Source organism: Rhizomonospora bruguierae, assembly GCF_018397995.1.
GTDB lineage: Bacteria > Actinomycetota > Actinomycetes > Mycobacteriales > Micromonosporaceae > Rhizomonospora > Rhizomonospora bruguierae.
In genome coordinates this window covers 64,624-73,477 of sequence record NZ_BBQH01000017.1, presented here as the reverse complement: position 1 = coordinate 73,477, position 8,854 = coordinate 64,624, and the positions used below count along the sequence as shown (strand labels likewise).

The following is an 8,854-nucleotide window of genomic DNA, read 5'->3' as shown; positions in this document are numbered from 1 at the left end:
CCGCCCGCCTCGACGCGGCCAGGCGCGCCGCCGCCGGCGACGACCCGGAGCTTCCGGTCCTGGCGGCCGGTTCGCGGTGAGGGTCAGCGAGGAGGGGGAGACCGTGGAGCACAGGCCGGATCGGATACCGGTGCTCGCGCTGTGGAGCGCGCCGCGCTGCCGCTCCACCGCGTTCGCGCGGATGATGGCCGAGCGGGGCGACCGCGTCGTCGTGCACGAGCCGTTCTCCCACGTGGTCGACTTCGGCGAGGTGCAGGTCGGCGACCGGGTCGCGCACACCGAGCACGACGTGCTCGCGGCGCTGCGTGCCGTCGCGGTGGACCGGCCGGTGTTCTTCAAGGACACCACGGACTTCCACTACCCGGCGCTGCTTGCCGATCGGGCCTTCCTGGCGGCCGCGACACACACCTTCATCGTCCGCCAGCCGGCCGAGGCCATCGCGTCGCACCACGCGCTCACCCCGAACCTCGGCCGCGACGAGATCGGCTTCGCCTGGCTGCACGAGATCTTCACCGCCGTGCGGGCCGCCACCGGCCGTACCCCGGTTGTGATCGACTCGGACGATCTGCTCGACCGGCCGGCCGATACCGTGCGGGCGTACTGCTCGGCGGTGGGCATCCCCTTCCTGCCGGAGGCGCTGAGCTGGCAGCCGGGTATGCGCTCGGAATGGCAGGGGACCAGCCGGTGGCACGAGTCGACCAGCCGGACCTCCGGCTTCCGGCGCCGGGCGGGCGGTGGGGCCGAAGCGGTCGCCGCGAACCCGGTGCTGCGGGCCTACCTCGACTACCACCTGCCGTACTACGAGCAGCTACGCGCCGCCGCGCTCCGGCCGTGACCGGCCGGCCGGAGCAGCCAGTGTCCTATCTGCCAGGAGCGTTCTAGCGAGGGGAATCACGTGACGGACATGCTGGTGACCTCCACCATCGCCCGGCTGTGCGATCCGGTCGACATCTCCGGCCATCGCAACAACACGGCCATCTCCGCGGCGACGCAGACCGGAGCGGGCGCGTTCAACGTGTGGGGGAACTCGTTCGCCGCCGAGTACCTGCCCGCGGGCGAAAGCCTCGTCCACGTGGCCGGCGTTCCCTTCCGGTTCCCTCCGGTCTGCGACGGGCCGGACAACGTGCGTTGCGCCGGGCAGTTCGTCACGGTGCCGGCGGGTCGGTACGACTGGCTGCACGTGCTGGCGGCGGCGGAACGGCGGTGCGAGGACACCGTCGAGCTGAACTTCGGCGACGGCTCGGTCGACGCTGAGCCGTTGCGGGTCTCCGACTTCTGGGCGGCGCCCGCCTGGTTCGGTGAGATCAAGGCGTTCGAGAGCCCGGTCATGCACTACCCGCACCACGTGCAGCGGGGCGTGCCCGCGGTGATGTGGGCACAGCGGGTGCCGGTCACCCGGCGTGCCGGCCTGGCCGGTCTCCGGCTGCCCCGCAACGTCGCGGTGCATGTCTTCGCGGTCACCCTCCAGCGGGCGGAGGCCGGGCATGACCGGTGACGTGCTGGCCCGGACGTACATGATCACTGGGCCGGAACCCGAGCTGTGGTACCGCGACCTGATCAGCTGCCTACAGGCCACGTTCGGTTCGGTGCTGGCCCGGGCCGGCGCCGACCCGCTGGCCGTGCTCGGCGCGGGCTGGCGGTTTCTGCACCTGCCGGGCGACGTCAGGTCCGAGGAGTTCTACTATCCGTGCCCCGCCGGCGAATCCGGCGGTGTCGACCTCGGCGCCGCCCTGGCGCCGCACCACGGCCTGCACTCGCGCTGGTGGCAACCCGCCGACGAGGACGACCTCTGGCGGGAGGTGCGCGCGACCCTGGCCGAGGACAGGGTGGTGATCGCCGCGGTGGACAACTTCCACCTGCCGTTCCGGCCCGCGTACGGCGATGTGCACGCCGCGCACCTCGTGGTGCTCTACGGGCTGGACGAGGTTCGCGGGCTGGTGTACGTCTCGGACGCGATGCCGCCCGCGTTCCGCGGTACCGTCCCCATCGAGGCGTTCCTGCGCAGCTGGGGTTCGGCCAACCCGACCGATGTCCAGGACGCGTTCTTCAGCGACTCGCGGATCGGTCGGCGCTGCCTCGACGTCCGGCTCGACGCCCCGCCCCCGCCGCTGACCCCCGAGGTGCTCGGCGGGTTCCTGCGCACCGACGTCGACGCCTTCGCCACCGTCACCGCCGCCCGCACCGGTCTGGCCGGGTTCGACGCGTTCGCCGCGGAACTCACCGACCGGTGTCGGGCCGGGGACGCCACCGCGCTGCGCGAGCTGTACCCGTTCGGCTGGGGCATGCAGGCGCAGGCGTCGCTGCACGGTGAACTTCTGCGCCGCTGCGGCCGGGAGTGGGGCGATCCGGCGCTGGCCGGGGCCGGGCGGGCGGTCGAGGCCGTCGCGCACGCCTGGACCGGGTTGCGGATCACCGGCGCGCACGGTCTCGGCGATCCCCGTGCGGTCTCGGCCGACATCACGCACCACGCCACCGTGCTGCGCGGCAGGTATGCGAGCGCGGTCGACGCCGTCGGCGCGGCGGCGGCGCGACTGTGACCGCGCGCGACTCGACCACCGTGACCATGTCGAGAGGACAGTGATGAGCAAGCTGGCAGCGTTCGGCGGCACCGCGGTCGTGCCGAGGGACCGGCGCCACGTGGACTGGCCGCTGGTCGAGGACGAGGACCGCAAGGCCGTCATCGACGCGCTCGACGGCGCTCGACTGGTGTCCAATTCGGACGGCGCGAATCCGGTGTCCACTCTGGAGGAACACTGGGCGCGGAAGTTCGGCTTCGACCACTGCGTCGCGGTGTCCACCGGCACCGCCGCGCTGTCCCTCGCGTTGGCCGCGCTCGGCGTCGGGCCGGGCGACGAGGTGATCGTGCCCGCGCTCAGCTTCATCGCCACCGGGCTCGCACCGGTGCACCAGATGGCCGTTCCCGTGTTCGCCGACGTCGACCCGGTCACCTTCAACCTCGACCCGGACGACGTGGAGCGCCGGATCACCGCCAGGACCGCGGCGATCATCCCGGTGCACCTACACGGCGCGCCCGCGGACCTGGACCGGATCGTCGACATCGCGCGCCGGCACGGCCTGGCCGTGCTCGAGGACGCCGCGCAGGCCCCCGGCGCGACGCACCGCGGGCGGCCGGTCGGCGGGATCGGTGACGCGGGCGCGTTCAGCCTCCAGGTCACCAAGAACATCCCCACCTGCGGCGAGGGCGGCCTGTTCGTGACCGGCAACGCCGAGCTGGCCGAGTCGGTACGCCGGGGCAGGCAGTTCGGTGAGGTGATCGAGCGCGGCCGGGAGCGCGACTACGTGTCCTACGGCCTGGGCTGGAACCACAAGATGAACGCCATCCAGGCCGCGTTCACCGACGCGCAGCTCACCCGGTTCGACGACTACGAACGCGCGCGGCAGCGCAACGTCACCGAGTTCCTCGCGCGGCTCGCGGCGCTGCCCGGCCTGCGCGTGCCGGCCGCGCTGCCGGACACCACCCACGCCTGGCACATCCTGCGGTTCCGGTTCGACCCGGCCGCGTTCGGTCTGGACGCGGTGCGGCCGGAGGCCCTGCGCTCGACGCTGCGGCGGCTGCTGCGCGCCGAGGGCGTGCCGATGTCGCAGTACCAGCTCATGCCGCTGCCCGAGCAGAAGGTGTTCGTCGACCGCGTCGGCTTCGGCGGCGGCTACCCCTGGGCGGTGACCGGCGAACCGGCGGCGGGGGCGGGCTACCCGGCGGCCCGCGCGGTCATCGCCGACTCGCTGACCCTGCAGAAGCGTCACCTCAATCCGGGGTCGGGCGGTCTGCTCCGCCTCTACGCGGACGCCTTCGAGAAGGTGTGGGCCAACGCCGACATGGTGGCCACCCTCGCGGCGGCCGCGTCATGACCGCGGCCCAGGCGCCGGCGCCGGAGCCGCTGGCGTCGATCGCCACCCGCATCCGCGCGCACGTCGTGGACATGTGCGCGGGGCCGGAAGGCGGTCATCTCGGCGGCGCGTTCTCCTGCGTCGAGGTGCTCACCGCGCTGTACTTCTCGGTGCTGAAGGTGGACCCGCAACGGCCGGACGACCCGGCCCGCGACCGCTTCCTGCTCAGCAAGGGCCACGCCGCCCAGGCCCTGTACGCGACGCTGGCCGAACGGGGCTTCTTCCCGGTCGAGGAACTCGCCGGATACGGCCGGCCCGGCAGCAGGCTGATGGGCCACCCGGTGCGCGCGGTGCCCGGCGTGGAACTGCCGACCGGGTCGCTCGGCCACGGTCTCGCGCTGGCCTGCGGGTTCGCGCTGGCCACCCGGTACGCCGGTGGCGACTCGCGCAGCTTCGTGCTGCTCGGCGACGGCGAACTCCAGGAGGGTTCGGTGTGGGAGGCGGCGATCGCGGCCGCGTCGCTGGGGCTGGACCGGCTGGTCGCCGTGGTGGACCGCAACGGGCTTCAGTTGACCGGTTCCACCGAGCGGATCGCGCCGATGGAGCCCCTGGCCGAGCGCTGGCGCGGTTTCGGCTGGGCGGTCCGGGACGTGGACGGCCACGACGCGAGCGCGCTGGCCGACCACCTCGCCGCCGCGCCGTGGGAACCGGGCCGGCCGAGCGTGCTGATCGCCCGCACGGTCAAGGGCCATGGCCTCCCGTTCCTCGCCGGCCGGACGGCCAGCCACTACGTGACGCTGTCGGAGCGCAACCACGCGCGGGCGATCCGCGCGCTGCGGGCCACGGACGCCGCCTCGTGAGCCGCGCGACCCGGGATGCCTACCGGGACACCCTGCTTCCCCTGCTGGACAGCCATCCCGAGCTGATCTGCCTGGACACCGACACCGGCCTGTTCAGCGCGGATCACGCCGCCGCCGCCGGCGAGCAGTACCTCAACCTCGGCATCGCCGAGCACAACCTGATGGGCATGGCCGCCGGGTTGGCCGCGTGCGGGCGGGTTCCGTTCGTCAACACGATGGCCGCCTTCGCCGCCTCCCGCGCGCTCGAGGCTATCAAGATCGATATCGCGTACAACCGGTTGCCGGTCCGCATCATGGCCACCCACGGCGGCCTGGCCGCGGGCCACCTCGGCCCGACCCACCAGGCCCTGGAAGACCTTGCCGTGCTACGGATGCTGCCGGGAATGACCGTGGTGGTGCCCGCCGACGCGGCCGCCACGGAGGCGTTCGTCGAGCAGAGCGTGCGCCTGACCGGGCCGCTCTACGTCCGGCTCGGCCGCAAACCGTCGCCGCCGCTGCCCGCCTCCCCTCCCCCGGTCATCGGGCAGGCGCAGACGCTGCGGCAGGGCGGCGATGTGGTGCTCGCCTGCTGCGGCCCGTACCCGGTGCTTGCCTGCCTGGCCGCGGCGGACGTCCTTGCCGGGCAGGGCGTCGAAGCCACCGTGCTGAACCTGCACACGCTGCGGCCGCTCGACACCCGGGCCCTGGTGGCCGCGGCGCGGCCGGCCGCGCTCGTCGTGACCGTCGAGGAGCACTGGCGCAACGGCGGCCTCGGCGGCGCGGTGGCCGAAGCGCTGGCGGAGGCGGCGCCCACGAGGGTGCTGCGGCTGGGCCTGCCGGACCGGTTCGTCGACGCGGTCGGCAACCAGGAATACCTCGTCGCGTACTACGACCTCACCGCGGAGCGGGTCGTGCGGACGGTCCGCACCGCCCTCGACGGGGCCGCCCGCCGCGGGATGACCGATCGAAAGGACACCAGCACATGACCACCCCCATGCAGACCTGCCCGGAGTGCGAGGACGAGGTGCGGATCAGCCAGGCGGCGCGGCTCAACGAGATCGTCGAGTGTGCCGGCTGCCGGAACGAACTGGAGGTCGTGGCGTTGAACCCCACGGTGCTCGCCCTCGCCCCCGAGGTCGAAGAGGACTGGGGAGAGTAGTGGTCGTGCGCGGGCAGGCGACAGTCACCGGGCCCCGGTCGTGATCCGCGTCGCGGTGGTCGGTGCGGCCGGCTACATCGGCGGTGAGCTGCTGCGGCTACTCATCGGCCATCCCGAGGTCGAGGTGGCGGCCGCGGTGTCCTCCCGGTTCCCCGGCAAGCGGGTCGACGGCGTGCATCCGAACCTGCGGTCCGCCACCGACCTGCTGTTCTGCTCGGCCGATGAGGTGGACGAGTGCGACACGGTGTTCCTCGCCACGCCGCACCGCGCGGCCATGACCCAGATCCACCGGTGGATCGGGCAGGCCAAGCAGGTCATCGACCTCACCGGGGACTTCCGGCTGGACGACACCGAGGTCTACCAGCGCTACTACGGGACCGCGCACGCCGCGCCGCACCTGCTCGGCGACTTCGTCCCCGGGATACCCGAACTGCACCGGGAGAGCCTGCGCAGCGCCGACCTGATCAGCGTGCCGGGCTGCATGGCGGTGGCGGGCGTGCTCGCGCTGTACCCGCTCGTGGCCCGGGACCTGGTCGAGCCGATGGCCCAGTTCGACGCGCGCACCGGCTCCAGTGGTTCCGGTGCCACCGCGGGCGAGGCGAATCTGCACGCCACCCGCAGCGGGGCGATGCGGGTGTTCGCCCCGACCGGGCACCGCCACGAGGCCGAGATCTCCCGGCACCTCGGCATCCCGGCCCGCATGACCGCGACCGGGGTCGAGGCGGTACGGGGGGTGCAGACGATCTGTCACGTCACCCTGCGCCCCGGTGCGGACCGGTCGGCGGTGCGGGGGGCGTTCCGCGAGCAGTACCGCGACGAGCCGTTCGTCCGGCTGGTCGCCCACCAGCGCGGCGCTTTCCGGTACCCGGAGCCGAAGATCCTGCTGGGATCGAACTTCTGCGATGTCGGGTACGCGGTGGACGAGGCGGCCGGGCGGATGGTGACCATCGCGGCACTGGACAACCTCATGAAGGGCGGTGCGGGCAATGCGGTCCAGTGCCTGAACATCCGGATGGGCTGGCCGGAAGCACTCGGCCTGTCCTTCCCCGGCCTGCATCCCGTCTGAGCCCCGACAAGTTGGAGACACCGTGACCACCAGACCGTTGACGGTCGTCAAGTGCGGCGGCAACCCGACCGTCGACGCCGCGGGCATCTGCGCCGATGTCGCCAGGCTCGTCCGGGCCGGGCGGTCGGTTCTCCTGGTGCACGGCGGTTCCGGGGAGATCGCGCGGCTGGCCGGGAGGCTGGGTGTGCCGCAACGCACCCTCGTCGCGCCGGACAACGTGTCCACCAGGTACACCGACCCGGCGACGCTGGAGGTGGTCATCCTCGCGCTGGCCGGCGGCGTCAAACCGAGGATCGTCGCGGAACTGTCCCGGCTCGGGGCGCCCTCGGTCGGCCTCACCGGCCTGGACGGCGGTATGCTGCGGGCCCGCCGCAAGTCCGCCATCCGGTCTGTTGTGGACGGTCGGACGACGGTGGTCCGGGACAACTTCAGCGGCCGGCTCAGCGAGGTGCGCCCCGAACTGGCGCGAACCCTGCTGCGGTCCGGTTTCGTGCCGGTGGTGTCACCGCCCGCGATCGACGAGCACGACCGGCCGGTGAACGTCGACGCCGACCGGGTCGCGGCGGCGCTCGCCGCGGCACTCGGTGCTGACCAGGTGGTGCTGCTGACCGGCGCGCCAGGGGTACTCGCCGATCCCGCCGACGAGAGCAGCGTGCTGGGCACGTACGAGGTGCCGGCGACCGGCGCGCCCGGCCGGTTCGCCAGTGGTGGCATGGCCCTCAAACTCGTTGCGGCACGGGAGGCACTGGCCGGTGGGGTGGCCTCGGTACGCATAGCGGACGGGCGGGTGCCCGACCCGGTCAGCCGGGCGCTGGCCGGGTCCGGCACGACGGTAACCATGACCTGCGAAGGAGAAGAATCCCGATGAGCCTTGTCGACGTGCACACGGAATGGGATCCGCTTGAGGAAATCGTCGTCGGGACCATGGCCGGCGCGCGGGTGCCGATGGTGGACCGCAGCCTGATCGCCACGGAATACCCGGACATGGACCCGCGGCGGATTCCGTCCGGGCCGTTCCCCGGCTACGTGGTCGAGCAGACCGAGGCCGAGCTGGCCGAGCTGGCGGAGCTGCTCACCAGCCTCGGTGTGACCGTGCGGCGGCCCGGCGGGCGCGACCACAAGTCGATCGTGTCCACCCCCGACTGGAGCACGGACGGCTTCTACGACTACTGCCCCCGGGACGGGTTCCTCGCCGTCGGCAACTCGATCATCGAGACGCCGATGGTGCTGCGCTCCCGGTTCCTCGAAGGCTTCGCCTACAAGGACCTGTTCCTGGAGTACCTGGACAGCGGCGCGCGCTGGATCTCCGCGCCGAAGCCGCGACTGACCGACGACATGTACGAGCCGAGCGCGCCGCCCGGCCAGCGGCTGCGGAACCTGGAACCGGCCTTCGACGCGGCGAACGTGCTCAGGTTCGGTACGGACCTGCTCTACCAGGTCTCCGACAGCGGCAACCTGCTCGGTGCGCGCTGGTTGCAGGCGGCGCTCGGTGATCAGTACACGGTGCACGCGTGTGAGGGCCTGTACACGTCCACCCACATCGACTCGACGCTCGTGCCGCTGCGGCCCGGGCTCGTGCTGGTGAACCCGGCCCGGGTCAATGAGGACAACTTCCCCGCGTTCCTGCGTGGCTGGGACCGGATCGTCTGCCCGGACATGGTGGACATCGGCTTCATCGGCGACCACCCGAGGTCGTCGATCTGGATCGGGATCAACTTCCTGGTGATCGGGCCCGGTAGGGCCATTGTGGACAAGCGGCAGTCGGAGCTCATCCGGGTGCTGGAGCAGCACCGAGTGGAGGTGATTCCGGCGCAGCTCACCCACGCCAGAACTCTCGGCGGTGGCTTCCACTGCGTGACCCTCGACGTGCGCCGCACGGGCACGCTCACCACCTACCGCTGAAGCGCACCGGCGGCCGGCTCTCCGCTGGTGTTCCCACGC

10 protein-coding genes are annotated in these 8,854 nt (G+C 72.5%); all 10 read left to right on the top strand.

Annotation, left to right across the window (positions count from 1 at the left end; genetic code table 11):
- The first annotated feature begins 103 nt into the window (after window positions 1-103).
- From KJS59_RS08880 to KJS59_RS08835, 10 genes are read left to right on the top strand one after another with little or no spacing between them, the layout of a single operon-like run.
- Window positions 104-835, top strand: coding sequence for a sulfotransferase-like domain-containing protein (locus KJS59_RS08880; protein WP_213451936.1), 732 nt, complete (start codon window positions 104-106; stop codon window positions 833-835).
- 60 nt (window positions 836-895) lie between these two features.
- Window positions 896-1,495, top strand: a complete 600-nt coding sequence (locus KJS59_RS08875; protein WP_213451934.1) for a hypothetical protein — start codon at window positions 896-898, stop codon at window positions 1,493-1,495.
- Window positions 1,485-2,537 (top strand): BtrH N-terminal domain-containing protein, encoded by a 1,053-nt coding sequence (locus KJS59_RS08870; protein ID WP_213451932.1) that lies wholly within the window; start codon window positions 1,485-1,487, stop codon window positions 2,535-2,537. Before KJS59_RS08875 ends, KJS59_RS08870 begins: the two co-directional genes overlap by 11 nt.
- 43 nt (window positions 2,538-2,580) lie before the next feature.
- Entirely contained in the window at window positions 2,581-3,870 is a 1,290-nt protein-coding gene (locus KJS59_RS08865; protein WP_213451930.1) for a DegT/DnrJ/EryC1/StrS family aminotransferase, read from the top strand.
- Window positions 3,867-4,709, top strand: a complete 843-nt coding sequence (locus tag KJS59_RS08860) for a transketolase (protein ID WP_213451928.1) — start codon at window positions 3,867-3,869, stop codon at window positions 4,707-4,709. Before KJS59_RS08865 ends, KJS59_RS08860 begins: the two co-directional genes overlap by 4 nt.
- Complete coding sequence (locus KJS59_RS08855; protein ID WP_213451926.1) at window positions 4,706-5,674, top strand: transketolase family protein; 969 nt, start codon at window positions 4,706-4,708, stop codon at window positions 5,672-5,674. The genes KJS59_RS08860 and KJS59_RS08855 overlap by 4 nt, the downstream gene beginning before the upstream one ends.
- The gene (gene lysW / locus KJS59_RS08850) at window positions 5,671-5,847 is read left to right on the top strand and encodes a lysine biosynthesis protein LysW (RefSeq protein WP_213451924.1); all 177 of its coding nucleotides are present in this window, start codon (window positions 5,671-5,673) and stop codon (window positions 5,845-5,847) included. Before KJS59_RS08855 ends, lysW begins: the two co-directional genes overlap by 4 nt.
- A 40-nt stretch (window positions 5,848-5,887) precedes the next feature.
- Complete coding sequence (argC, locus tag KJS59_RS08845; RefSeq protein ID WP_213451922.1) at window positions 5,888-6,913, top strand: N-acetyl-gamma-glutamyl-phosphate reductase; 1,026 nt, start codon at window positions 5,888-5,890, stop codon at window positions 6,911-6,913.
- A gap of 22 nt (window positions 6,914-6,935) precedes the next feature.
- Window positions 6,936-7,781, top strand: coding sequence for a [LysW]-aminoadipate kinase (locus tag KJS59_RS08840; protein ID WP_213451920.1), 846 nt, complete (start codon window positions 6,936-6,938; stop codon window positions 7,779-7,781).
- Window positions 7,778-8,815: an inosamine-phosphate amidinotransferase 1 gene (locus tag KJS59_RS08835; RefSeq protein ID WP_213451918.1), complete on the top strand. Its 1,038-nt coding sequence runs from the start codon at window positions 7,778-7,780 to the stop codon at window positions 8,813-8,815. The genes KJS59_RS08840 and KJS59_RS08835 overlap by 4 nt, the downstream gene beginning before the upstream one ends.
- Window positions 8,816-8,854: the final 39 nt, after the last annotated feature.

Excerpts from the sequence above, each read along its gene's own strand:
- KJS59_RS08860 (WP_213451928.1), top strand. The coding sequence starts at position 3,867 with ATGACCGCGGCCCAGGCGCCGGCGCCGGAGCCGCTGGCGTCGATCGCC.
- KJS59_RS08870 (WP_213451932.1), top strand. The coding sequence starts at position 1,485 with ATGACCGGTGACGTGCTGGCCCGGACGTACATGATCACTGGGCCGGAA.
- lysW (WP_213451924.1), top strand. The coding sequence starts at position 5,671 with ATGACCACCCCCATGCAGACCTGCCCGGAGTGCGAGGACGAGGTGCGG.
- KJS59_RS08865 (WP_213451930.1), top strand. The coding sequence starts at position 2,581 with ATGAGCAAGCTGGCAGCGTTCGGCGGCACCGCGGTCGTGCCGAGGGAC.
- KJS59_RS08835 (WP_213451918.1), top strand. The coding sequence starts at position 7,778 with ATGAGCCTTGTCGACGTGCACACGGAATGGGATCCGCTTGAGGAAATC.